We start from the raw sequence: 23933 nt of genomic DNA on the forward strand, positions 1-23933 counted from the left end.
GGCGCCCGGCAACACTCAGACGACTTCGCCTTGCCCATCGGCGAGCACGGCGCTACCGTGCTCGGGCTTGCCGTGCAGATACGAGAACAGCGCGCCGGCAGTGATGCCGCCCGATAGCGGCGCAGCCCAGAACAGCCAGAGTTGATCCAGCGCCCAGTCTCCGACGAACAAGGCTTGCGCCGTGGAACGGGCGGGATTGACGGAGCCGTTGGTGACCGGGATCGACACCAGGTAGACGAGCGCCAGACCGGCGCCGAGCACCAGCGGCGCGAGCGGCTGCACGTCGTGCCGGCGGGCGATCATGAGGTTGGCCATGACAAAGCAGAAGGACAGCACGAACTCGATTGCCAGCGCCGAATGCAATTGATAGTCAGCGGGAGAATGGTCGCCGAAGCCATTTGCCGCGAACTCGCTTGCGCGCAGATCGAAACCGGGACGGCCGCCCGCCACGTAAAGGAGCAATGCTGCGGCAACGATCGCGCCGAGAATCTGCGAGGCAATGTAGGGGAGCAAATCCCTGACCGGGAAACGCTGTGCGACGGTAAAGCCTACGGTGACAGCGGGATTGAAATGACCGCCGGACAGGCTGCCGATGCAGTAGCTGGCCGTGGCGTGTGCGAGGCCGAATGCCACCGCCGCTTCCAGCACGCCGCCAGCCTGCTGGATCGCGCCGACGTTCAGCACAATGCTGCCGCAGCCGACGAAGACGAGCCATGCCGTTCCCGCACTCTCCACCAACAACCGCTTACCTAATGCAACCATGCCGCCTCCTGTTTCTGTCCATGAGGCAGACGGCCCTGCGCGATTGCCATAAGACATCTGCCTGAATTCGCTCGGCTCGGGCATTGCTCAGCTTAACGAAATGACTGCTTTCGTCACGGGAGCATCGAATAAAGCCGCAGCGAACGCAGAACTATGAGGCGGCAATGTCTCGCGACCAATCGGAACACTCCTAAATTCGCTGTTCTCTAAAAACAGCTGCCAACGTCGCAATGCAATACGCCCCTCGCGTTTCAGGTCAATCCGATTTGGCGCGCGTAGTCGATCAGGTCGGCTTCCGTTTCCAGGCCGAGCTTGCGCATTGCACTACGTTTCTGCGTACTGATCGTTTTGCCGCTGCGCTGCAAACGCGCTGCGATCTCGTGGACAGCGAGACCTTGCACATAGAGCTGGAAGATTTCCCACTCGCGCGCGCTCAGAACACCGGCGCGAAGCTGCGGCGGCGCATCCGCCGTTTCGATTGCGGCGCGCGCATGCTCCGACAGATAGACGCGGCCAGCAATCGCCGCCTCGATTGCGTCGAGCAAGGCGGTGACGGTTTCACGTTTATCGACGATACCGCCCACGCCGATGTGCAAAAGGCCGGTAAGCATGTGCGCATGGCAGATCATGGTCAGCACGACGACGCATGGACGCGGCCGGCCCCGCAACAGGCGGCGCAGAAAAGACACCGCGTTGCTGCCGCCGTGAATGCCCGGCATGTTGATATCCGAAACGACCACGTCGCATGCATAAGCGTCGAGTAATTCAGCGAGGCCATGCGTGTCGGCCGCTTCGCCGACAAACTCGATGTGCGGGACGGTTTGCAACATTTGCTTGACGCCGACACGAACGCAGTCGTGATCGTCCGCGACGATGACGCGAATCTTTTGTCTCATCTTCTTGTTGTCTTATCGACTGGCATGCCCCGCACTCGTTGTGCTTCCCCGGGCGATGCCAATGCATCTTGTTTTCGTCACGCCAAGGCGCGACACGCGGCCGGCTCGTCACCGGTTCTGCACGCGCTCCTCGGGAATCACCCCGTACTCGACGGCGAAGCGGAACAGTTCCGCGTCGCTGTGCAGCGCGAGCTTGCGCATGGCGGTGCACTTCTGCGCGCTGATCGTTTTGACACTGCGCCCCAAACGCGCGGCGATCTCGGTCACGCCAAATCCTGACGCGTATTGGGTGAACACTTCGAGCTCGCGGCGCGACAGCATTTGCCGGACAAAGTCGAGCCGCTGGGTCACCGTTGCGTCGGCGATCAACGCGCGCACCGCCGGCCCGACGTAACACTCGCGCGCCAATGCCGTGACGACGGCCACGTGAATCAGATCGATCCGGTCGCGCTTGCTCACCAATGCGTCGGCGCCGAGCGAAATCACCTTTTGCAGCTCGGCTGCCTCGGTTTCCATGGTGAGCACGACGAGCGCGATGTCGGGGTAGCGCATCTTGAACTGCCTGACGACTTCCAGTCCGCTGCCATCCGAACCGCCCGGCATGTAGAGGTCCATGAGCACCAGATCGCATGAACCACGGTCGACTTCCGTGAAGAGTTCGGTCGCATCCGCCGCGCGACCGACAATCTCCATATTTGGATAACCGCCCATCAGATTCTCGATCGCCAGCAGCACCAGTGGATGATCGTCCGCAATGATGGCTCGAATGGGCGTGCTTACCTCAGCGGTGTCGCGCATCTTCTATTTTTCCTCCGTACCTTGATTGACTGCCGCCCTTTTCAGTAAAACCAGCTCTCGTGCCGATCATTAAACATTTTTCAGAAAATAAACATAAGATCGCTCCGAAACCACCGCATTCGATTTAAAAAGTAAATTGCTTAGATATACGATTCAAAACCAGGAATTCCGTATGCGCGCACGTGAGAAAAAAGACCTGGATCGTTGGCAACTCCGAGCTTGGTCATTGCCTCGCGTTTCTGCCTGCTGACCGTGCGACGATGACAGCCGAGCGCCGCTGCAATTTCAGCGATCGACTGGCCGTCCACCAGCAGCCTGACGACTTTGGCCTGAGCGCCTGATAGACGCGGCGGCGCCGGTCGTTCACACGCAAACTCCTGCGGGCGCGCGAGCGCTTCGACGATGGAACGCCCGAGATAGGCCTCACCGTGCCGAGTCGTGGCAATCGCCTGCCAAAGCTCGTGCATCGACTCCGCCTTGCCGAGCATGCTCACGGCACCGTCCGACACAATGGCGCGAAGGATCGCGGCATTCGTCAGCGTTGTCATCACCACGATGCGCAGCTGCGGCCAGCCGCAACGGATTCGCCGGACAAGATCGAGGCCGTCGTCGACGGCGCCCGAGCGCTCCGGCATGGCGAGATCGGTGACGAGCACATCGCAGGGTGTGTTCCGCAAGCGTTCGAGCAGCGAAACGGCATTCGTCGCTTCGTCGACGATGGTGACACCGGCATGCATTTTTAAAGTCGCACGGATGCCAAGCAGAACGAATGGATGATCGTCCGCCAGGATAATTCGAAGGTTCACCAGGATTTTCTCTCGTTTGTTGTAGGATTATTTTCAAATGTGCAGAAAAAATCTGACACACTTTACCTATTCTTTGACGGCCCCTTGACGACGCTTCGCGTGTCAAGGCGGCCATAAAATCACCACTACAACTCCACGAAAATCGGAGCGCTCCGAATCCTGTAGAAAAACCAATTACCAATGCGGATTTATCAAAGAAGAAAAGAATAAATACGCAGAATGAATATTTTTCACTTTCACAACGGAACCCATTCCGGCCGGAATTCGACGGTGCAACCACTCATCGCAGGCGTGTCCACACGCCGCCCAACGGCATGACAAAAAGCGCGGCAGCCGCCCCGCGGCAACCGCCTTATTGCCGAGCGGCGACGCGCTTCGTCAGATTGCGTCGCAGGCGCGCGGTGCCCTCGCCTTGCTTTCACGCGCCGCGCGCGGAAATACCGGGAACGCGATCAATGCGCACACGCTGGCTACTGCCCACACCATCGGCCACGAACCTATCGTCAACAGCGGCGGTATTACCAGCGGCGTCACGAACAGCGTGAGAAAGACACACGTGTTGCCGATCGCCAGCGCCGTGCCGGCGCGGTTCGTCCCTGCCAGCGTGGCGAGTTCCGTAAAGGCCACGCCGTGCCATGCCGACGCGCTCACACCGCCCAGCACGACCATCAGCGCGAATACCGCTGTCAGCGTCGCGTGATGCATGCCGGCGAGGCCGGTCAGTAACGCGAGCGAGGCGAACAACACCGCCGTCAGCAAACTGCAGGCGCGCATATAGTTCCGCCGATTGCCGCGCCGGTCGGTCCACGCGCCACTCCAGACCCGCGCGATCGCGGCGCCCGTTTGCACCGCAGCCATCGTCACGCTGATCGCCATGACGCCGGCGCGGCTGAAATCGTGAAGAAACACCGTCCCGAACGTCACGACGGCGAGTTGCGGCACGCACAGCGCTCCAGCGCCGAGCGCCACGCGCCAGATGCCGATGTCGCGCAACGGCGAGACACTGCTGCGCGCGCCATTCGCCGCCGTGTCATGGACTTCGCGTGCGCCTTCCGAATCGGTATGAGCAGGTTCATGCAGCCAGCGCCATGCGAACCCCGCCGTGATCGCACAGGCGAGCGCCAGGACGGTATATGCGCTCGCAAAGCCATAACGCGACGCGAGCACTGGCAGCAGCAGTGCGCCAAGGCCGCCGCCCGCAGGCACCGCGGTCTGGCGAATACTCATGGCGAGGCCGCGCTCGCCTTCGCGAAACCAGGCCATCACCGCGCGGCCGCTCGAACCGTTGACACTGCCGCCGAACAGTCCAACCAGCAACAGGCCAAGCGCGAGCGTGCTCACGCCCGGTATGTGCGTACCGGACGGCACGACGAACAACGCGAGGCCGGCGAGCGCGGCTGCGGTCGAAAGCAGTCCGAGCAACAGGACATGCCGGTCGCCCCAGCGGTCGGTCAGCAGTCCCCATGGCAACTCGCTGACCGCGATGCCGAGGCCCAGCATGCCGAGCACGAGACCCAGACCGTCGTTGCCCAGGTGATAGCCCGAGCGCAAGAAAACCGCCGTCGTCGGAATTCCCGAAAATGCCGCCGAAAAGCTCGCGTTCGCAGCGAAACCGACCCCGAGCACCTTCCACCTGTGGCTTGCCGAACGCCTGCCGGATAGCCCTACGGCCACCATTGATTCGTTTCCCATTCCACCCTCCGCAAAGAATCTGGAGGTATGCTACGGCTGGGCTTTCTATCGGAAAAGCCGGAATTTTAGATGACTTCCATCGGATATACCGAATCATGAGCCAGCGTGGATTCGACCTGACACAGTTGCGTACCTTCGTCGCCGTCGCCGAATCGGGCAGTGTCTCGGCGGGCGCGGAGCGCGTATTCCTGTCGCAGTCTTCCGTCAGCGAGCAGTTGAAGAAACTGGAGGAACGCGCCGGCCAGCCGCTCTTCATACGCAGCAAGCAAGGCGTCAGCGCCACGCCGGCCGGCAGCCGCCTGCTCGACCACGCGCGGCGCATCATCGCAATGAGCGAAGCCGCGTTCGACGATCTGCAAGGCCGCTCGCTGGACGGCGAGTTGCGCATCGCCATCACGGACTACTACCGTCCGCACGACATCGCGCGCATTCTCAAGACGTTTTCGGAACAGCATCCGCGCCTGAAGCTGCACGTCACCGTTTTGCCAAGTGCGGTGATCGACAGCAATGCAGGCGATGATGCGTCGTTCGACATTGGTCTCTCGCTGCGGCTCGTCACGGATAACTCGCGCGCCACCGGCCGGCGCAACGCTGCGCCGAGCACGGTTGTGCGGCGCGAAAAACTGCTTTGGGTGAGCGCGGCGGATTCAGGTCCGCGGCCGGCCACCCCTTATTCGCTCGTGTTGCTGCCGTCGAGCTGCCAGTTGCAGCGTTTCGTCGTGAAGTTGCTCGACGAACACAAAGTGCCCTACGTGGTGTCGCACTCCGCCTCCGGCGTGGCAGGCTTGCAACTCGCACTGAAGGCGGGGCTCGGCATTTCCTGCCTGAACGAATCGTCGGTCGGCGGCGGCGTCGTGGCGTGCCCGGCGAGCGTCGGCTTACCCGCGTTGCCCGCCGTGGAGTTTCATCTGTTGCCCGGACGAATCGGCGAAAGCGAACGCGTGAGCAATGCGCGCACGGCCTTGCTGCGGCTCTTCAGTTGACCACGCGTGCAGGAGGTCCAAGGCGTGTCGCTCAAGCACGTGTTCCATCATCAAACAATCACATTCGCGCGATAACGTCGAAGCACGCGGCGATTTGCAATGAAACGTTGAAAGCCCCCTGGTCGACGCCTATCATGAACAGGTGTTTGGTCAAATTAGCTTTTGTTTGCTATTGACGCGCCGAATGAATTCCTGCAACCTCGTACACGCTGCTGAACGTTTCAAGCGTTAATTCCCGCAGCCCGAAAGCCGCCACCCACTGGCGCATTCAGGCAGATCGTTGTTTTAAAAAGCAATCGCATCGCCGTAGCAAATCAACACTCGCCATTCAGAATAAGTCCGTTTTCGATTTGCTGTTTTCGCACTCGTTATACAAAAACAACTGACGGAGTTGCCACACACCGTCCGTGGATTCAGGAGCCAATCCGCGAGCGAATGCGCGAGAAATAATCGAGAAGAAAGAACGTTCCCAATAGAGGCCTGGCGTGCATCGTAGAACTATCGGATCGTCTGTTCTGTTAGTGCTTTACGTCATGTGGAGCGGCGTGGCGCTCGCCGCCACCGACGCGTCCAGCGCCATGCCCTCGGCCATGGACGAACGCGTGCGCGCCTGCACCTCCTGTCACGGCGTGCAGGGCCAAGGCCTGAACAACGATTACTTTCCGCGCATTGCCGGCAAGCCGGCCGAGTATCTGTTCAACCAGTTGACCGCGTTTCGCGACGGCGGCCGCACATATCCGCCAATGGGCTATCTGCTCGCCTTCCTGCCCGACGACTATCTGCGCAAGATCAGCCAGTATTTCGCCGATCTGCAACCGCCCTATCCCAACGCCGATCAAAGCGCCGTCGCGCCGGCAGTGCTCGCCGCCGGACAGCGCCTCGTCACCCAGGGCGACCCCGCCCGCAAGATACCGGCGTGCATTGCGTGCCACGGTGCGCGCATGACCGGGACGCAGCCGGGCATTCCAGGTCTGCTCGGTTTGCACGCGAGCTATATCGCCGGACAAATGGGTACCTGGCGCTCGGGCACGCGGCACGCGCTCGCACCGGACTGCATGCATTCGATCGCGGTCAAGCTCAACGACAAGGACATTACCGCGGTATCGAGCTGGCTCGCGCGCCAGCCGCGTCCGGCCGATCCGCGGCCCGCACCGGCGTCCGGCGAGCGGCTGCCTCTCGCATGCGGGAGCCAACCGCAATGAAGCCGACACTTCGCTCTCCGGGCTCGTTCCGCGCGCTGCGCACCGCGCTGCTCACCACTGTGCTCGCCATGACGAAGGGCCGACGCGCGCATGCGCCGTTCGCGTCAGGCCTCTTGGCCGCCGGCCTGATCCTCGCGGGCAGCGCCGCGCTTCTGCACGTATCGCACACGCCCCTCATCGCCGAAGCACGCGCCGCCGACACCGCGACAACGTCCGCGCCGGGCGGGGCCGCCGACACGCGCCCCGACATCGTCAAACGCGGCGAGTATCTGGCGCGCGCGGGCGACTGCGTGGCCTGCCACACCGCGCCGCGCGGCAAACTGTTCGCGGGCGGCCTAGCCATGGAAACGCCGTTCGGCACGCTGTATTCGCCGAACATCACGCCGGACGCGCAATACGGCATCGGCACCTGGAGCCAGGATGCGTTCTTCAAGATGATGCGCACCGGCCGCACACCGGACGGCACGCTGATTTATCCGGCAATGCCGATCGCTCAATACACCAAGGTCACGCGCGAGGACTCGGACGCGATCTTCGCCTATCTGCGGACCGTCACGCCGGTGCGTGAGCCGAATCACAAACACACGCTGCGCTTCCCGTTCAATCAGCGCAACCTGCTGTACGGCTGGCGCACGCTGTATTTCCGCGAAGGCGAATTCCAGCCCGATCCGACCAAATCGGTCGAATGGAACCGCGGCGCGTATCTGGTCGAAGGGCTCGGGCACTGCACGATGTGCCACACCAAGATCAACATGCTCGGCGGCTCGTCGCAGAGCGAACAGTTCGCGGGCGGCCTGATTCCCGTACAGAACTGGTACGCGCCTTCGCTGACCTCGGACAAGGACGGCGGCCTCGGCGACTGGAGCACCAAAGACATCGTCGATCTGCTGCAAGCGGGCATTTCCGATCGCGGCGCGGTGTACGGCCCAATGGCCGAAGTCACGTACCACAGCCTCCAGTACATGACGGAAGACGATATCAAGGCGATGGCGGTTTATCTGAAATCCTTGCCCGACAAGAGCGGCCGCAAGACCGGTCCGTCGGCGCCGACCAACACCAATGTGTTCGCGCTCGGCGAAAAAATCTACGCCGACAAATGCGCGATCTGCCACGGCGAAAAGGGCGAAGGCAAGCTGCAACACTATCCGCCGCTCGCCGGCAACCAGTCGATCGAAATGGACTCTTCGGTCAATCCGATTCGCATCGTGCTCAATGGCGGTTTCCCGCCGGGCACGATGCGCAATCCTGAACCGTACGGCATGCCGCCTTTCGGTCAGGAACTGAACGACACCGACGCCGCCGCCGTGGTCACCTATATCCGCACGGCGTGGGGCAATCACGGTCAGCCCGTGACGTCGCGCGACGTCAACGCGTTGCGCAACGCGCCGTTGCACTGAACCGCCGCACTGGAGAGCCTTCAGATGGAAGCAAACGATACCGGTAGCGCGGCCCCGCCGACGGACGAAGAAGTGGAACGCGTCGTCGCGGCCGGCCCGCATGGCGCGATCGCTCTCGCCGGCGTCGCCACGCTGATCGTCATGGCGATCTGGTTCGGCTTCTACTTTCTCGTGTTTCTGCCGCGCGGCGTGGTTCACTGATCATGTCGACCGATTCCAACCACCAATCGGGCGGCCACGCGGTCGCCTTGCGCGCCGAGCGCCGCTGGGCCATTTTCGCCGTCGCGCTGATCGTTCTGATGCTGGTCGTGATCGTGTATTCGGGACTGCATTGGGCGATGATGCCGCCCTCGCGCGTCGAAACGATCGATCCATCACGCCTGCAACTGTCCGGCGAATTCGTCGAAGACAATCTGGGCAGTGCGGTCGAGCCGGACGGCTCGGTGGTCGTGCGCTTCATCGCGCAGCAATACTCGTTCACGCCGCAATGTCTGCTGGTGCCCGCCGACACGCCGATCACGATCCGCACCACCAGCGCCGACGTCGTGCACGGCCTGCTCGTCACCGACACCAACATCAACACGATGGTCGTGCCCGGCTACGTCGCCACGCTGAACACGCGCTTCGACGCGCCTGCCGATCACACCATGCCGTGCCACGAGTTCTGCGGCTTCGGGCATCAGACCATGTGGGCCCACGTGAAAGTCATCGACAAAGCCACCTTCTTCGAGCAGGCCCGACAATCACGGAGGCTGAGCTGTGTTTCACGCTAAGCGACTCGTTCTCGCGCATTTCTGGCTCGCCTTCATTGCGTTTCTGATCGCGCTGCTGCTCGGCGCCTGGCAGATGCTGGTGCGCAGCCCGCTGGTGCCGTGGGTCGGCGACCCCGAGCTTTACTATCGTTCGGTAACCGCGCACGGCTCCGTGATGGCTTATGTGCTGCCCACGCTGGTGTCGATGGGTTTCGGCTACGCGATCGTCGAACTCGCGCTCGTGCAGCGCCTCGTCGGTCTCAAATGGGCGTGGGCCGCCTTCATCATGCTGGCAATCGGCGCGGTGATGGCAATGGTGCCCGTGGCGCTCGGCCAGGCCTCGGTGCTCTACACCTTCTATCCACCGATGATCGGCAGTCCCTTCTATTACCTCGGCGTGGTGCTGGTGGTGGTCGGCTCGTGGATCTGGGTCGCGCTGATGCATGTGAACCTGCGCATCTGGAAGCGCGCCAATCCGGGCAAGCCGGTGCCGCTCGCCATGTTCGCCAACGTGGCGGGCGCGTATCTGTGGGCCTGGACCGCTGTCGGCGCGGCGCTGGAAATCCTGTTCCAGATCCTGCCGGTCGCATTCGGCCTGACCAACACGATCGACGCCGGCCTCTCGCGCATCCTGTTCTCGTGGACGCTGCACGCGATCGTCTACTTCTGGCTGATTCCCGCTTATATCGCTTACTACACGCTGGTGCCGCGCGCGATCGGCGGACGGCTCTATAGCGATTCGATGGCGCGCGTGTCGTTCATCCTGTTCCTCGTCTTCGCGATGCCGATCGGCATTCACCACCTGTTCGCCGATCCGCAGGTCGGCTCCGGCTTCAAGTTTCTGCATGCCGTCTTCACCGGCATGGTGTCGGTGCCGACGCTGCTGACGGTGTTCACGATCTGCGCGTCCGTCGAAATCGCCGGCCGACTGCGCGGCGGCAAGGGCGCCTTCGGCTGGATAGGCGCACTGCCCTGGCAAAACCCGATGATGCTCGTCATCGCGTTCTCGTTCGTGATGCTCGGACTCGGCGGCGCGGGCGGGCTGATCAACATGAGCTACCAGCTGAACTCGACCGTGCACAACACACAGTGGGTGACCGGGCACTTCCATCTGATCTTCGGCGGCGCGATCGTCATCATGTACTTCGCGATCGCCTATGAACTGTGGCCGCAACTGACCGGCCGGGCCCTCGCGTCGGTCAAGCTGGTGCGTACGCAACTGTGGCTGTGGTTCATCGGCATGATGGTCGTGACGCTGCCATGGCATTACGTCGGCCTGCTCGGTGCGCCGCGCCGCATGGCCTACTACGACTACAACACGCCGGGCATGCAGTCGCAGGCGTTCTGGGTCGGCATGTCGGCGGTGGGCGGATTGATCCTCGTGGTGTCCGGCGTGCTGTTCATCTACATCCTCGCCAAGTCGCAATTCGGCCCGGTGGTGCAGCAGCAGAGCTTCCGCTTCGCGAGCGCGGCACAGCCGGTGGAGCGCGTGCCGGCCGCGCTCAACAGCTTCGGTTTGTGGGTGGCGTTGATGATCGGCCTCACGGTCGTCAACTACAGTGTGCCGATCGTGCAGTTGCTCAGATTGCCGCAGACGTCCGTGCCGGCAGTCGTCGTCGGAGCGCAGCGATGAACCAGGAACGCGTCTTCAGCTTACGCAACCCGTGGTTCACGGTGAGCGTGGGCGGCACGCTTGCGATTGCCGTCGTGTCGATACTGATCGGCTTTATCTGGCTGCCTTCGGCGAGCAACGCCTTCGGCGACCGCGGCTTATGGGCGACGATCTGCAGCGCCGCGGGCGCGCCGTCGAGCTGGTACGGCGGCGCCAATCTCACCGGCCCGGTGCCGAGCGAAGTGGTGGTTTTGCCGCCTTTGCGGCGCGCGCGAGCCGACGCGAATTCGATCGGCCGCGGCGCGACGATCGCGACGCAAAATTGCTCGATGTGTCACGGCGTGCCGGGCACGGTGCAGGTGACGGCGCCCGCGCTGGCCGGGCAATATGCCGACGTGATCTATAAAGAATTGCGCGACTACCAGAACGGCGTGCGCCAGAACGCGATCATGCAACCGATCATCGCAGCGCGCAGCGACCAGGATCTGCACGATCTGGCGGCTTATTACGCATCGCTGCCGCGAGCGCCGGCAGCGCAGACCCTGCCCACCGGTGTGGAACCGGATGCGAATGCCGTGAAGCTGGCCATGCAGGGCGATCCGCAGCGCAATATCGCGCCTTGCGCGGCATGCCACGGGCAGCTCGATCGCAAGGGTGCGGCGCCGTGGCTGGGCGGACAGTCGTCGATCTATCTGGCGGCGCAGTTACGCGCCTTTGCTTCCGGCGCAAGACACAACGACATCAACGAACAGATGCGCAACGTCGCACGGCAGATGACGCCCGCCGAGATCGACAGTGTGGCGAAATACTATGCGGCCATGCAGTAGCGGACACTTTGCGCGTGCCGCGCGACTCGTCCCAACGACTCGACACGCCGTCTCGCAACACAACCGCCGATCTCAAGCCGTTGCGAACTCGCCTGCATGCGTGGTTCCCGGCGCGGCGACCGAACCGCCGCGCCGTCCGCCATGCGCGGACGACGAACCTGCGCCGCTGCCGGTCTGGAACACCGACACGGCGGAAGTCAGTCGCCGCGCCTGCTCTTCCAGCGAACTCGCCGCCGCCGCGGCCTCTTCGACCAGCGCCGCATTTTGCTGAGTCACCTCGTCCATCTGCGCAACCGCGAGATTGACCTGATCGATGCCGGTGCTCTGCTCGGTCGCGGCCGCCGCGATTTCACCCATGATCGAACTCACGCGCGCGATCGCGTCGACGATCTCGGTCATCGTCGAGCCCGAGCGTTGTACCAGTTGCGAGCCGGCCTGCACACGCGCCGTCGATTCGTCGATCAAACCCTTGATCTCCTTCGCCGCTGCCGCGCTGCGCTGCGCGAGCGAGCGCACTTCGCTCGCCACCACCGCGAAGCCGCGTCCCTGCTCGCCGGCGCGCGCGGCTTCGACTGCCGCATTCAGCGCGAGAATATTGGTCTGAAATGCGATCCCTTCGATCACGCCGACAATGTCGGCGATGCGCCGCGAATCGTCGACGATGCCATGCATCGTGCCCACCACCTGCTCCGTCAGATCGCCGCCTTGCGCGGCCAGACTGGATGCGCCCTGCGCGAGCGAGCTGGCCTGCTTCGCGTTGTCGGCCGTCTGCTTGACCGTCGAGGTGAGCTGTTCGATGCTCGCCGCCGTTTCTTCGAGCGACGCGGCCTGCTCTTCGGTACGTTGCGACAGATCGGTGTTGCCCGCGGCAATCTCGCTCACGCCGGTGTCGATGGATTCCGTGCCTTGCCGCACCGAATTCACCGTCGCGATCAGCGATTCCTGCATCTTGCGCAATGCGGCCGCGAGACGGCCCATTTCGTTATTGCTGGCCACGACGATCTGACCAGTCAGGTCGCCATTGGCAATGCGCTGAAACTGCGCGATGGTGGCGTCGACCGGACTGACAATCGCGCGCACCAGCACCGCGCGGCCGATCAACGAACCGAGCAGCGACACGACCATGCCGATCGCCACCGCAATACAGATCGCGTAGAACAGATCCTGCGCATCCTGATAGCGCTGCGCGCCGTGATCGATCTGCAACTGTTCGAGCGTGAGCATCGCCTTTTCATAGGCGCTGTAGAGCGAAGGCAGCTTGTGCGCCTGTAATTGCTGGAAGGTGGTCTTGTCGCCGGACTTGAGCGCGGCGAGCGCCGGATCGACGCCTTCGTGCAGGAAGGTGTCGCGCTTGTCCTGCATATCCTTGATGAGACGCTGTTCGTCGGCGTCCGTGCTCGCGCGGCTCACATAGTGGGCAAGACGGTCGTTCGATCCTTTCTGGTACTGATCGAAACGCTTGAGCACGGCGTTCGCGCCATCCTGATCGTTGAGATCGACGAGCGAGGCATACGTCGCCAGCGCGAGACGCAGGCGCAATAGCTGTCCGGCGCTGCCTTCGAGGTCGGCGACTGCCGGCGTGTCCACGGTGTACATCTGCTGCAGCGAGGCGTTGCTCGAGCGCAGCGACAGCAGGCCGGCGGCGGCGCCGACCAGCAACACGATGCCGAAAAATCCGATCATCATGGTCAGACAGGTGCGAATCGACAGATTTTTCAACATCGGGCGTGTCTCCATTGGGCTGCCTGACCGGATGTTCATCAAAAATCTCGGCCACGCGCGCTGCGCCCAAGCTCACTCGGCCAGGTCCGCAACTATTGTCTTGATTTAAGCGAATGCCACATGTAAGGACTACGGCGCGATCAGCAAAAACTTGATAGTCGATGCCCACGCCGTTGTGTTACATCAAAATTCAAGCGGATGAGGCCGGTGATACGCGCCGATCGTTGCGGGACTACCCGGGTTTTCGGCGGGCGGCGGTTGATGGAAAGTGACGAGGGTGCGTCTACGGAGCATGCGTATGTCCGAAGTCGGTTCGACCGTGGTGATTTTCGCTCTCTTGCTGATCGCGACCGGCGTGGGCGTGTGGGTGCGGCCGCTGTTGCCTGAAGAGCACAAGGCGCATGAAACCGTGCAGTTGATCCAGCTGGTGATCGGCATGCTGGTGACGTTCGCCGCGCTGGTACTCGGCTTGATGACGGCATCCGCGAAGTCCAGCTTCGACACGGCTTCCAATGATTTGCGCGCTTACGCAGCCGATCTGATCGAGTTCGACACGACCTTGCGCCAATACGGCGCGGATACCGATCCGGCCCGGCACCTGTTGCGCCAGTACACGGCGGCGGCGATTGCCTCGACGTGGCCCGGCGAACCCCCTCCCAGCGGCGAATACCCGAAAGACATCGGCTCGCAGGACAACTCGCAGAAACTGGAGAACGTGCGGCTCGGCGATATGCTGACCGCCGTGGGCAGGGAGTTACGGCAATTGCGGACCCACGATCCATTACAGCAACGCGCGCTCGACGACGGATTGGTGCAATACCGGCGCGTGGTGGACGCGCGGTGGAAGATCATCGAGGAAGCGCACAGCTCGATTTCCCAGCCGTTCCTCAAGACACTGACCTTCTGGCTGGCCGTGATCTTTCTGAGTTTCGGCCTGATCGCGCCGCGCAACGCGCTGGCGTTGGTCACGATTTTGCTCGGCGCGGTGTCGATTGCTTCCGCGATCTATGTGATCGTCGACCTGGACACGCCGTTTACGGGGCCGATTGTCATCTCCAGTGTGCCCATGAGGGACGCGTTGGACCATTTGCGCCGGTAAGCATGGCTTGCCTTACCGCCGGGCCGAACCGGCGCGCCGTCACCGCGTGAGCGTGTCGAATTCAGCAATCCTTTTCGCCCGCTCGATGACCGGCCGGTCAACCAGTTTGCCGTCCACCGCGAACGCCCCTTCCGGATGTTCGCGACACGCCGCGAGAACACGCGCCGCCCAACGCCGCTCGTCCTCGCTGGGCGCGAAACCGCTGTTGACCGGATCCACCTGGCGCGGGTGTATGCACAGCTTGCCGCCGAAGCCGAAGCGCCGCGCGCCGGCCACGTGCTCCGTCAGGCGGGCGAGATCGTCGAGTTCCAGCGTCACGCCATCGACCGGCGCGGCGAGGCCCGCATAGCGCGATTCGATCACCATCTGCGAGCGTACGTAATTCAGTTCGACGCCGAGTCCTTCAATGCCGGCATCGCCGCAAAAATCCACGGTGCCGAACGCAAGCCGCGTGACCGACGGCACGGCGGCGATTTCCCGCATCGCCACCACACCCGCGACGGTTTCGATGAGCGCCACGATGCGCATCGCCGCCGGCAGCCGCGCGGCGACGTCGGCGAGTTGCTGCGCGCTGTCCGACTTAGGCAGCATCAACGTGGCAATGCCGGAGGCCCGCACCATCTCCACATCGGCGACATGCCACGGTGTGCCCACCGCGTTCACGCGGACGATGAGCCGCGCGGGATCCGCAGTCGACAGCCAGCGTTGCAGGCCATCGCGCGCGGCGAGCTTCGCCGCCGGCGCAACCGCGTCTTCGAGATCGATCACCACCGCGTCGGCGCCCGTGTCGAGCGCCTTGCTGAAGCGCTCGGGCCGGTCGCCCGGTACGAACAGATAACTGCGTGCGTCCATCCTGCTCTCCTGAACCGCACGCCGCGATGCTGCTAGTTGGCGTGCCAGTCGCGTTGAAATGTTTCGGAATAACTGTAGCGGTCCGCCGGATGCACACTGATGGTCAGCTCGACCACCTGCGCACGCCGGTTCAGATAACGGCGGCACAACCACAGCGCGGGCGAACGCGGCTTCGCGTTCAGACGTTGCGCCAGCGCCGCCGGCAGCGCGACCGCGCGGATTTCCTGCTGAACTTCGGCGATCTGCTCGCCGAACTGCTTTTCGATCAGCGTGTAGATCGGCACATGCGTGCGGCCGCTCAGGCCTGTCAACGAGCGGAACGCCGGATGGATATACACCTGCGTGTGACAGATCGGCTCGACACTGTCCGGTGAACGGCGAATGCCCTCGGCCAGCAACCAGGTCTCACCTGGCTTCGCGCTGAGCCGCTCGAGCAGTTCGGCGTCGTCGATCTCGACGGTTTGCGTCGACTCGATCTCCAGCTCCGTGTCCGACGTGTAGCGGTGCAGATCGCTCAGGCGCTCCATCACCTGCCGGTACGCGGTCTCGCTTTGTATGGCTTTCACGCGGGTGCCGATGCCGGGCCGCCGGTCCACCAGACCGCGCTGCTCCAATTGCTTGATGGCCTGGCGCACCGTGAAGCGGCTCGCGCCGAACTGCTCGCAGAGCTCGAATTCGGTCGGCAGCAACGTGCCGATGGGAAACTGTCCGCCCTGAATCTCGTTCAGGAGCGTCTGTGCCAGTTGCATGTAGCGCGGCTGTTGCCCGAGGACTGTCGTGGCCATCTCGATGTGCAAAAAAGTGGAAGAGCGGACGGTTGCCCGCCCGGCCTTATTGCACCACACCCGCCTCTCTCAGCAAAGCTATCCTTTCCGGACCATAGCCCAGTTCGTCGAGCAACCGTTGGGTGTCCTGCCCGAGGTCCGGCGCCGCGCGCGTCGGCAGCGGCTCGTCGATCCGCACCGGCGCGGCCACGCCACGCACCGTGCCGAAGCGCGGGTGCTCGGCGTTCACCACGCATTCGCGCTCGGCAACGAAGGGATTCTCCAACGCCTCCTTGACGTCGAACACCGGTGCCGCAGGCACACGGCCGCCGAAGCGTTCGAGCCATGTTGCCGTGGTCGCGCCCGATAACACCGTGTCGAGTTCGGTCTGCACCAGCTCGCGATTCGCGAGGCGTGCCTGAAAGTTGCAAAAGCGCGGATCGGTCACCCACGACGGTTTGTCGAGCACTTCGGCGAGCACGCCCCAGAACTTTTCCTTGTTGCACATCAGGAAAATCCAGCCGTCCTGGGTCTTGTACAACTGGCTCGGCGTGAGCGACGGATGCGACGAGCGATTCTCGCGCCCCGTCACGACGCCGCCGTTCAGATACCACGTCGCGACATACGCGAGGTTGTGCAGCGCGACGTCGAAGAGACTCACGTCGATGTCGCGTCCCTTGCCCGATGTCTTCGCATCGACCAGACCGGCGAGCAGCGCCATCGCCGCGGTCGTGCCCGTCATCAGATCGATGATCGACAAGCCGAAGCGCGCCGGCGGACTATCGGGCTCGCCCGTAACCGACAGATAGCCGGCCTCGGCCTGCATCAGATAGTCGTAGCCCGGCCATGCCGCGCGGCTGCCGGTGCGACCGTACGCGGACAGATGCCCGCACACGATCTTCGGATTCGCCTCGCGAAGTTGCTCATAGGTGAGCCCGAGCTTCGCCGGCAGATCGCCGCGCAGATTATTGAACACCGCATCGCTCTTCGCGACGAGGTCCAGCAGCACCGCGCGCGCTTCGGGCTTTTTCAGGTCGAGCGTCAGGCTGCATTTGTTGCGATTGAACGCTTCGAAAAAGTGACTATCGCCGTCGCCGAAAAAATACGGGCCCACCGCGCGGCCGACATCGCCGCCATTGGTCGGATGCTCGATCTTGATGATCTCCGCGCCGAGGTCCGCGAGATGCTGGGTCGCGAACGGCCCAGCGCCGTATTGTTCAATGGCGAGCACGCGCACGCCGGAAAGAGGCAAACTCATACCGGACTCCTTTCGATCAACTGCTTGGCGATGATGATGCGTTGCATCTCGTTGGTGCCTTCGCCGATGGTGAGGAGCGGCGCATCGCGATACAGTCGCTCGACGTTGTACTCCTTCGAATAGCCGTACGCGCCGTGAATGCGCATGGCCTCGATGCTGTTTTCCAGCGCGGCCTCAGTGGCGAAGTATTTCGCCATGCCCGCCTCCATATCGCAGCGCTCGCCGCGGTCGTACTTCTGCGCGGCGGCGTCGACAAGGAGGCGCCCCGCTTCGACGCGCGTCGCCATCTCGCCGAGTTTCAACTGGATCGCCTGATGCTCGCAGATCGGCTTGCCGAAGGTTTTGCGCTGCTGCGAGTAGCTGACGGATTCATCGAGCGCGGCTTGCGCGACGCCGACGCCGCGCGCCGCGACATTGATACGGCCGAGTTCCAGGCCGCCGAGTATCTGCTGCAAGCCCTTGCCTTCCACGCCGCCGATCAACGCATCCACGGAAACGTGATAGTCGTTGAACGACAGCTCGCAGGTATCGATACCTTTGTAGCCGAGCTTTTCGAGTTGGCGGCTGACTTCGAATCCTGGACCTTTCTGCACCAGCAACAAACTCATCCCGCGATGCCGCGGCTCTGCCGTCGTATCCGTCTTTACCAGCAGCGCCAGCGTATTGCCGTGCTTGCTGTTGGTGATCCACGTCTTGTTGCCGTTCACGATGTATTCGTCGCCGACGCGTTTGGCGGTCGTGCGTATCGCCTGCAGATCCGTGCCGCAATCGGGCTCGGTCAGGCCGATGCCGCCGCGCCACTCGCCGGTGGCGAACTTCGGCAGATACTTGCTCTTCTGCTCGGGCGTGCCGTTGCGTTGCACCAGCATCGCGAGAATCAGATGCGAATTGATGATGCCGCTCACCGACATCCAGACCCGCGAGATGCGCGCGATGATCTGCGCGTAGGTCCGCGTCGACAGGCCCAGCCCGCCATACTCAGGATCGATGATGCAGCCGAACAGGCCCATCTCTTTCATCTTCTCGACGATCTCCGCCGGATAGATATCGTCGTGATCGAACTTGTGAACGTAGGGCCGCACCTCGGTGTCGAGAAAGCGGTCCAGCATGTCGAGAATCAGTTGATCGTTTTCCATCGTGTCGAGTTCAGTTGCGGTCATGATGACGTCCTTAAGATGCGGTGTGTCCAGCAAGCGTGTCGGCGAGCGCGCGGGCCGGCTGTTCGTCGAGTTGCAAGACGGCGTGGGCGACCTGTTCGGCCTCACTGCGGGAAATGCTGCGCAGCGCGTTCGCGTGGAACTTGGCGACGATGTCGTCGTTGCTGACGGGGCGGTCCGCGCAACCGCGATTGATCGCCTCGCGATGCGCGACACGCGAACCGTCGCTGCGCTCCACCACGACTTCGCCGGTGTAGTGGCGCGGGAAGGTCGTGTCGGGATCGATTTCGTAATCGACTTTTTTGGCGAGCGCCAAAACCGCTGGATCGGCGAGCGCGGCCGGTTCGAGTTCGTCGAGCGTAAAGCGGCCTTTGAGCAACGCCGTGGCGACGATGTACGGCACGCTGAATTGCGCGTCGTAGGCGGTGACCGGCTTGCGCTTCGCCTCGACCGGTTCGCAGACGATTTCCACCGTGCCGCGCGGCACTTTCGCGACCACGCGTTTGATCGAGTCGAGCTTGTCTGCCGAGAAGCGATGCTCGCGATGCAACGCGATCGCCGCGTCGGCGACTGCATGCGTGAAGTGACACGCGGGCAGCGGCTTGATCGCCACTTCGTCGATCTGCCATGAACTGCCCAGGCCTTCGGTGGCGAGTCCGCGATCGGCGGCGTCGAGTGGTTTGCCGAGGTGGCTCGCGTAGAGCCCGAAGCGTCCTTCGTAGGCCAAACGTGGACCCGTAAAGCCGTGTTTGGCGAGCGTCGCGGCGGTGATCGCCGAGGCAGCCGCGAAACCCGGATGAGCGCGCTTGGTCCACGCGCCGTCTTCGAGAAATTCGAGGCTGCCGGCCGCCATTGAAAGCACGATGCCTTGCGCATGCGCCACGCTAGCCTCGTCCAGTTGCAGCAGACGCGCTGCGGCAACCGCGCAGCCGAACGCGCCCACCAGGCCGGTCGGATGAAATCCGGCGTCGTGGAATCCGCCCCTGGCCGCCGACGCCACGCGCGTCGACACTTCCATTGCGACGATATACGCGGTCAACAGATCGGCGCCGCTTACGCCGTCGCGATCGGCGAGTGCGAGCACGCAGGGCAACGCGCTGGTGGTCGAGTGAATGACGCCGCGCGAATGCGTGTCGTCGAAGTCGAGACCGTGAATCAGCACGCCGTTCATCGTCGCGGCGTCGCGCAGGCCGAGACGCCGGCCGTAGCCGATCACCGGCGAAGCGCCGTTGCCGAGTTCGGAGAAGGCGGCGAGCGCGACATCCGCATACGGATAACCACGTGACGCGAATGCAATGCCAACGGCGTCGAGAATCAGATGCTTGGCGCGCGTCTGCACCGCACGCGGCACGTCGCGCAATTGCAGACCCAGACCGAAACGCGCGTACTGATCGGACAGCGTGACAGAGGTATCGAGTGAAGTCATGGAGGATTAACCTTGCTGGGTAGCGGGTATCGGATCGGAATCGGTGTCGAGGCTCGGCGAGATCCGCTCGAGCGCGTGCTGATTGGTTTCGACACGCAGCAGCAGAATGCCGAACACCAACAGCCCGAGCACGCTACTCACCATGGCCAGCACACCGGACACACCGAACGAGTTGTAGAGCACCACCGCGAGATACGGCGTGGTCATCGAGGCAGCGCGGCCGCAAACGCCTGCTGTGCCAGTTCCACGCAGACGCAGTTCGGTCGGAAAGAGTTCGGGGATGTAGGCGAACAAGCCGAGCGTGGTGACCGTGTAGATGCAGGTGACCAGCACGAAGCCGACACTGCTGATCGCCCAACCCGCATGCATGTTCGGATAGATGAAGCCGACCACGATCGTGGCGATCGCGAAGATCACCAGACCACGCGCACGGCCCACACGATCCGCGCAGAGAAAGCCGATCAACGCGCCGCCGGGTGCGCCGAACGCCATGAGCGTCGTGAAGCCGAGCGATTGCACGATGGTGAGACCTTCCTTCACGAAGAAGGTCGGCAACCACGCTACAAAACCGTACACCGAAATATTCACCGCGACCGCCGTGAGAATGGCGACCAGCGTTCGCCCGAGCATGGCGTGCGAGAACAGAGCGGAGAACGGTGCTTTCGGCACTTCGAGACTTTCGGTGCGCTCGACCGGCGGCAACGGGCCTTTCTGTCGCTGCACCTCGTTTTCGATGGCCGAAACGGTCGCCTCGGCTTCGTCGCTGCGGCCCACTGATTCGAGCCAGCGCGGCGACTCCGGCATACGGTGCCGCAACACCCACACGATGATCGCGCCGACGCCGGCAATCCCGAACATATAGCGCCAACCCAGCAGCGGGATCACGACGTAGCCCACCGCCGTCGACACCAGCAATCCGGAATTGATAATGAGCGCGAGCAACGCGGTCCAGCGTCCGCGTGATGCCGGGGGGATGAATTCGCACAACGTGCCCGCCGCCACCACGAGTTCGGCGCCGAGGCCGATGCCCATGATCAGCCGGAGCACGATCAGCCACATCATGTTCGGCACGAAGCACGCGGCGATCGACGCGATGCCGAAGATCAGCAGATTGGTCTGATACGACGAGCGGCGGCCGAAGCGGTCGCCGAGATAACCGGCCAGGCCTGCGCCGATCAGCATGCCGAAGAACGTCACCGAAATGAATAGCGCGTTCAGTTTCAGATCGGAGAAGCCCGCTTTCACCATCGCGCCGAGCGCACCGGCGGCGAGATAGATGTCGAAGGCGTCGAGAAAGGCGCCCGCGCTGATGAGGCCGAGAACCTTCCAGTGAAAGGACGCGATGGGCAGGCGATCAAGTCGCGCGCCCGAGTTGACGATACCGATAGCCACCTTTGTCTCCTTGGTGTGCATGCGGCCGCATTGACGCTTGCCGCTTCGTGACGCCTGTTCGGGCGCCGCCGGAATCCGCGCGCGGGCTGCTCTTGCCGGCAGATGCGCGCAATGTGCTGCTGGTCGTTCTCAGACTGCCCGAGCGTTCAGTTCGCCCATGCGGCGATTGACGCGGGGCAATGCGTCCATCAATCGCCGACGCCGTGGCCGCGCGCCGGCACGAGAGCGCTGCGCACGAAGTCCATGATCGGTGTGCCGTCCTGCTTGAACGCGCGAGTTTGCACGGTGACGATGCCCTGCCCCGGACGCGACTTCGATTCGCGCTTCTCGAGCACTTCGGATTCCGCATAAATCGTGTCGCCGCAAAACACCGGGCCGGTCAAACGGATTTCTTTCCAGCCGAGGTTGGCAATCGCCTTGCCGCTGACGTCGTTCACCGAGAGTCCCAGCACCACGGCAACCGTCAGACCGCTATTGACCAGCAGGCGGCCGAATTCGCTCTTGGCGGCGTAGGCGGCATCGCAATGCATCGGATGGAAATTCATCGTCAGCAGCGAGAAGTGGATGTTGTCGGCTTCCGTAATAGTGCGCCCGGGGCGGTGTTCGTAGATATCGCCGACCTGGAAATCTTCGAGGTAGCGCCCGTAACTGGCGCGTATGCGGTGTTTGACTGCGAGGTCTGATTCCATGCCTGTCTCCTGTTTCGAGTGACTTTATCTGCGTTTGTTACTTTGTCCGTACAAACTATGGATTGAGTATTGTCGGGGAAGGAGTGAATGTCAAGGCGACATTGAGGCAGATGGGGTTGAAGGGTGGGAAATGGGGCGCTGAGGCATGCCTGGCTTGGGGCTTAGGTTTATCCCTAAGGGAGTTCCAGACCGGCGCCCGACTATCGCACGCCGCCCCGAATCACGTCAGTCGATCAGTACCGACCGCCGCAACCACCCTTTCAACGCGTCTTTCGAACAATGGCTCGCACGCCAGCCGAGATGCGCGTCGGGCCGCACGCCCCACACCGTGCCGCTCGGGGCGCGAAACGCCGTCGCGAATTCATGTGCCGCATCCGTCAGCACGGTGATCCGCTCGTTGCGGGGCACATCGCATCCCGGCGCCACGATCAGCACCGCGGACGCGAACTCGTCAGGCAGGGCAGCGAGCGCGGAGCAGCCCTCGACGAACGCGTCGTATTGCGCACCGGGTGAATCGATATAGCCGAGCAAGACATGTCGGCCGCGGCCGACGTGATCATGCAGGCGCTGCGAGTGGCCGACGTAGGTCTGCTGGAAGCCCCCCACTTCGGGAACCCGGTCGCCGGGCGCGGGCGACGCCGCGTCCATCCCGGGACACTCGTCGGCGACGATGTGGCTGCCGCGATAGGTGACGAGCAACTGGGTTTCGCGCATAGCCGGTGTCACCGCCTCGCGAGCGAACACCGCATTGAGCGCCGCGCTGGTCGACTGAACGACGTCGACTCCGACGGGATGCCGTTCCGCCGAATAGCTCTCGAGCAATTCAGGCTGTGCGAGGCCTTTCGTCGCGAGCGACAGCTTCCACGCCAGATTGTGCGCGTCCTGCAAGCCCGTATTCATACCCTGCCCGCCCACCGGCGGATGAATATGCGCCGCGTCGCCAGCAATGAAGACGCTGCCCTGCGCATACGCAGGCACGATGCGATGGCTGACACGGTAGACCGACGACCAGCGCATCGACGAGAGGCGCGTGTCATCGGGCAATGCCGGCAGCAGCAGCGCGCACATCGTATCGAAATCGGGTGAGGGGTTATCGGCGAACGCCGCCTTGTCTTCGGGCACGACGACCGAGAGCCGATAGCGTCGGTCCGAGCCGCGAACCGGCACTGCCGCGAGCGCCGTTTTCGGGCGGCCCTCAGCACTCCATTCGAAGCGATACATCGGCCCCCGGGGCAAATCCCACTCGACGTCGAGATCGGCGAGCGCGAATGTTTGCGGGTATTGTCCGCCTTCGAACGCAAAACCGAGCGTCGAGCGAACCTTGCTGTGCGCGCCATCGCAGCCCACGAGCCAACGGCAACGCAGGGTGTGCGTCTGCCCGTCGGAATCCGTGAGTTGCGCATGGACCGCGCCTTCGCGCTCTTCGAAGGCGGTCAACTCGACGCCGTATTCGACCCGTCCGCCATGCGCGGCAAGTGCGGCCTCGAGAAGACGTTCCGTTTCGAACTGCGCGAGCGACAACGAGCCGTAGGGCAGCCCTGCCGTCGGCATGTTCATGCTGCGTGCAGGGACCATGGCGCCGTCCTGCCAGGTTTGAACGCCGGTCAGCCATATTCCGGACTCAATCGCGCGCCGGGCGATGCCGATGTCTTCGAATATCTCGATGGTGCGCGGCGTAATGCCGAGCGCCTTGCAATAGAAGATCCTGGTGGACATACGGTCGACGAGGCGCACCTCGACGCCGTCGCGTCGCAACTCCGTAGCGAGCAATAGACCGACCGGGCCGGCGCCGACGATCAGGACATCTGCGGCATCATCCGACATGTCAAATGACCCCTCGGAAGATG

General features: G+C 63.1%; 22 protein-coding genes. 8 read left to right on the forward strand and 14 right to left on the reverse strand.

Annotated elements, in window-relative coordinates; all coding sequences use genetic code 11:
* Positions 1–15: 15 nt before the first annotated feature.
* The 5 genes from aqpZ to AC57B1_RS01790 form a co-directional block, all read right to left on the reverse strand.
* The gene (aqpZ, locus tag AC57B1_RS01770; protein ID WP_496416396.1) at positions 16–762 is read right to left on the reverse strand and encodes an aquaporin Z; all 747 of its coding nucleotides are present in this window, start codon (positions 760–762) and stop codon (positions 16–18) included.
* Between the two features lie 251 nt (positions 763–1013).
* Entirely contained in the window at positions 1014–1658 is a 645-nt protein-coding gene (locus AC57B1_RS01775) for a response regulator (protein WP_408483326.1), read from the reverse strand.
* A 108-nt stretch (positions 1659–1766) separates the two neighbouring features.
* Complete coding sequence (locus AC57B1_RS01780) at positions 1767–2456, reverse strand: response regulator (RefSeq protein ID WP_091796766.1); 690 nt, start codon at positions 2454–2456, stop codon at positions 1767–1769.
* A gap of 140 nt (positions 2457–2596) precedes the next feature.
* Positions 2597–3262: a response regulator gene (locus AC57B1_RS01785; RefSeq protein WP_496416397.1), complete on the reverse strand. Its 666-nt coding sequence runs from the start codon at positions 3260–3262 to the stop codon at positions 2597–2599.
* 378 nt (positions 3263–3640) lie between these two features.
* Positions 3641–4954, reverse strand: a complete 1314-nt coding sequence (locus AC57B1_RS01790) for an MFS transporter (protein ID WP_496416398.1) — start codon at positions 4952–4954, stop codon at positions 3641–3643.
* 95 nt (positions 4955–5049) lie between these two features.
* Here AC57B1_RS01790 and AC57B1_RS01795 point away from each other — a divergent pair, with 95 nt between their 5' ends.
* The 7 genes from AC57B1_RS01795 (at position 5050) to AC57B1_RS01825 (ending at position 11727) form a co-directional block, all read left to right on the forward strand.
* Positions 5050–5937 (forward strand): LysR family transcriptional regulator, encoded by an 888-nt coding sequence (locus AC57B1_RS01795; protein ID WP_408302473.1) that lies wholly within the window; start codon positions 5050–5052, stop codon positions 5935–5937.
* Positions 5938–6422: 485 nt separating this feature from the next.
* Positions 6423–7139 carry a c-type cytochrome gene (locus AC57B1_RS01800; RefSeq protein ID WP_091796770.1) on the forward strand — a complete coding sequence of 239 codons (717 nt, stop codon included), beginning with the start codon at positions 6423–6425 and terminating at the stop codon, positions 7137–7139.
* Complete coding sequence (locus AC57B1_RS01805; RefSeq protein WP_091796771.1) at positions 7136–8536, forward strand: c-type cytochrome; 1401 nt, start codon at positions 7136–7138, stop codon at positions 8534–8536. The genes AC57B1_RS01800 and AC57B1_RS01805 overlap by 4 nt, the downstream gene beginning before the upstream one ends.
* A 24-nt stretch (positions 8537–8560) precedes the next feature.
* Entirely contained in the window at positions 8561–8737 is a 177-nt protein-coding gene (locus AC57B1_RS01810; RefSeq protein WP_408302467.1) for a hypothetical protein, read from the forward strand.
* Between the two features lie 2 nt (positions 8738–8739).
* On the forward strand, positions 8740–9309 hold the full coding sequence (locus AC57B1_RS01815; protein ID WP_091796772.1) for a cupredoxin domain-containing protein: 570 nt from the start codon (positions 8740–8742) through the stop codon (positions 9307–9309).
* A complete protein-coding gene (locus AC57B1_RS01820; protein WP_496416399.1) occupies positions 9296–10921 on the forward strand; it encodes a b(o/a)3-type cytochrome-c oxidase subunit 1 in 1626 nt (541 codons plus the stop codon). Before AC57B1_RS01815 ends, AC57B1_RS01820 begins: the two co-directional genes overlap by 14 nt.
* A complete protein-coding gene (locus AC57B1_RS01825; RefSeq protein WP_496416400.1) occupies positions 10918–11727 on the forward strand; it encodes a c-type cytochrome in 810 nt (269 codons plus the stop codon). Before AC57B1_RS01820 ends, AC57B1_RS01825 begins: the two co-directional genes overlap by 4 nt.
* 72 nt (positions 11728–11799) lie before the next feature.
* Here AC57B1_RS01825 and AC57B1_RS01830 read toward each other — a convergent pair whose 3' ends face one another.
* Positions 11800–13449, reverse strand: coding sequence for a methyl-accepting chemotaxis protein (locus tag AC57B1_RS01830; RefSeq protein WP_408185980.1), 1650 nt, complete (start codon positions 13447–13449; stop codon positions 11800–11802).
* A gap of 298 nt (positions 13450–13747) precedes the next feature.
* On the opposite strand from AC57B1_RS01830, the gene AC57B1_RS01835 reads away from it, so the two are divergent.
* The gene (locus tag AC57B1_RS01835; protein ID WP_496416401.1) at positions 13748–14548 is read left to right on the forward strand and encodes a bestrophin-like domain; all 801 of its coding nucleotides are present in this window, start codon (positions 13748–13750) and stop codon (positions 14546–14548) included.
* A gap of 39 nt (positions 14549–14587) precedes the next feature.
* On the opposite strand, the gene AC57B1_RS01840 is transcribed toward AC57B1_RS01835, so the two are convergent.
* The 8 genes from AC57B1_RS01840 to AC57B1_RS01875 form a co-directional block, all read right to left on the reverse strand.
* The gene (locus AC57B1_RS01840) at positions 14588–15400 is read right to left on the reverse strand and encodes an HpcH/HpaI aldolase/citrate lyase family protein (protein ID WP_496416402.1); all 813 of its coding nucleotides are present in this window, start codon (positions 15398–15400) and stop codon (positions 14588–14590) included.
* Positions 15401–15432: 32 nt separating this feature from the next.
* Positions 15433–16185 carry a GntR family transcriptional regulator gene (locus AC57B1_RS01845; RefSeq protein ID WP_091796778.1) on the reverse strand — a complete coding sequence of 251 codons (753 nt, stop codon included), beginning with the start codon at positions 16183–16185 and terminating at the stop codon, positions 15433–15435.
* 46 nt (positions 16186–16231) lie between these two features.
* A complete protein-coding gene (locus tag AC57B1_RS01850; protein ID WP_091796779.1) occupies positions 16232–17422 on the reverse strand; it encodes a CaiB/BaiF CoA transferase family protein in 1191 nt (396 codons plus the stop codon).
* Positions 17419–18582 (reverse strand): acyl-CoA dehydrogenase family protein, encoded by a 1164-nt coding sequence (locus AC57B1_RS01855; protein WP_408185977.1) that lies wholly within the window; start codon positions 18580–18582, stop codon positions 17419–17421. Before AC57B1_RS01855 ends, AC57B1_RS01850 begins: the two co-directional genes overlap by 4 nt.
* Positions 18583–18592: 10 nt before the next feature.
* Complete coding sequence (locus tag AC57B1_RS01860) at positions 18593–20005, reverse strand: MmgE/PrpD family protein (protein WP_496416403.1); 1413 nt, start codon at positions 20003–20005, stop codon at positions 18593–18595.
* Positions 20006–20011: 6 nt separating this feature from the next.
* The gene (locus AC57B1_RS01865; protein WP_496416404.1) at positions 20012–21418 is read right to left on the reverse strand and encodes an MFS transporter; all 1407 of its coding nucleotides are present in this window, start codon (positions 21416–21418) and stop codon (positions 20012–20014) included.
* A 167-nt stretch (positions 21419–21585) separates the two neighbouring features.
* A complete protein-coding gene (locus tag AC57B1_RS01870; protein ID WP_091796783.1) occupies positions 21586–22086 on the reverse strand; it encodes a MaoC family dehydratase in 501 nt (166 codons plus the stop codon).
* Between the two features lie 225 nt (positions 22087–22311).
* Complete coding sequence (locus AC57B1_RS01875) at positions 22312–23910, reverse strand: FAD-dependent monooxygenase (RefSeq protein WP_496416405.1); 1599 nt, start codon at positions 23908–23910, stop codon at positions 22312–22314.
* Between the last annotated feature and the right edge of the window lie 23 nt (positions 23911–23933).

The sequence above is a fragment of the Paraburkholderia sp. BGA-UO-ETr-F21 genome (assembly GCF_059567925.1).

Coding starts and splice junctions, on each gene's coding strand:
- AC57B1_RS01810 (WP_408302467.1), top strand. CDS start 8,561: ATGGAAGCAAACGATACCGGTAGCGCGGCCCCGCCGACGGACGAAGAA.
- AC57B1_RS01865 (WP_496416404.1), bottom strand. CDS start 21,418: ATGCACACCAAGGAGACAAAGGTGGCTATCGGTATCGTCAACTCGGGC.
- AC57B1_RS01780 (WP_091796766.1), bottom strand. CDS start 2,456: ATGCGCGACACCGCTGAGGTAAGCACGCCCATTCGAGCCATCATTGCG.
- AC57B1_RS01805 (WP_091796771.1), top strand. CDS start 7,136: ATGAAGCCGACACTTCGCTCTCCGGGCTCGTTCCGCGCGCTGCGCACC.
- AC57B1_RS01850 (WP_091796779.1), bottom strand. CDS start 17,422: ATGAGTTTGCCTCTTTCCGGCGTGCGCGTGCTCGCCATTGAACAATAC.
- aqpZ (WP_496416396.1), bottom strand. CDS start 762: ATGGTTGCATTAGGTAAGCGGTTGTTGGTGGAGAGTGCGGGAACGGCA.
- AC57B1_RS01875 (WP_496416405.1), bottom strand. CDS start 23,910: ATGTCGGATGATGCCGCAGATGTCCTGATCGTCGGCGCCGGCCCGGTC.
- AC57B1_RS01855 (WP_408185977.1), bottom strand. CDS start 18,582: ATGACCGCAACTGAACTCGACACGATGGAAAACGATCAACTGATTCTC.
- AC57B1_RS01835 (WP_496416401.1), top strand. CDS start 13,748: ATGTCCGAAGTCGGTTCGACCGTGGTGATTTTCGCTCTCTTGCTGATC.
- AC57B1_RS01795 (WP_408302473.1), top strand. CDS start 5,050: ATGAGCCAGCGTGGATTCGACCTGACACAGTTGCGTACCTTCGTCGCC.
- AC57B1_RS01815 (WP_091796772.1), top strand. CDS start 8,740: ATGTCGACCGATTCCAACCACCAATCGGGCGGCCACGCGGTCGCCTTG.
- AC57B1_RS01775 (WP_408483326.1), bottom strand. CDS start 1,658: ATGAGACAAAAGATTCGCGTCATCGTCGCGGACGATCACGACTGCGTT.
- AC57B1_RS01830 (WP_408185980.1), bottom strand. CDS start 13,449: ATGTTGAAAAATCTGTCGATTCGCACCTGTCTGACCATGATGATCGGA.
- AC57B1_RS01845 (WP_091796778.1), bottom strand. CDS start 16,185: ATGGCCACGACAGTCCTCGGGCAACAGCCGCGCTACATGCAACTGGCA.
- AC57B1_RS01825 (WP_496416400.1), top strand. CDS start 10,918: ATGAACCAGGAACGCGTCTTCAGCTTACGCAACCCGTGGTTCACGGTG.
- AC57B1_RS01860 (WP_496416403.1), bottom strand. CDS start 20,005: ATGACTTCACTCGATACCTCTGTCACGCTGTCCGATCAGTACGCGCGT.
- AC57B1_RS01840 (WP_496416402.1), bottom strand. CDS start 15,400: ATGGACGCACGCAGTTATCTGTTCGTACCGGGCGACCGGCCCGAGCGC.
- AC57B1_RS01870 (WP_091796783.1), bottom strand. CDS start 22,086: ATGGAATCAGACCTCGCAGTCAAACACCGCATACGCGCCAGTTACGGG.
- AC57B1_RS01790 (WP_496416398.1), bottom strand. CDS start 4,954: ATGGGAAACGAATCAATGGTGGCCGTAGGGCTATCCGGCAGGCGTTCG.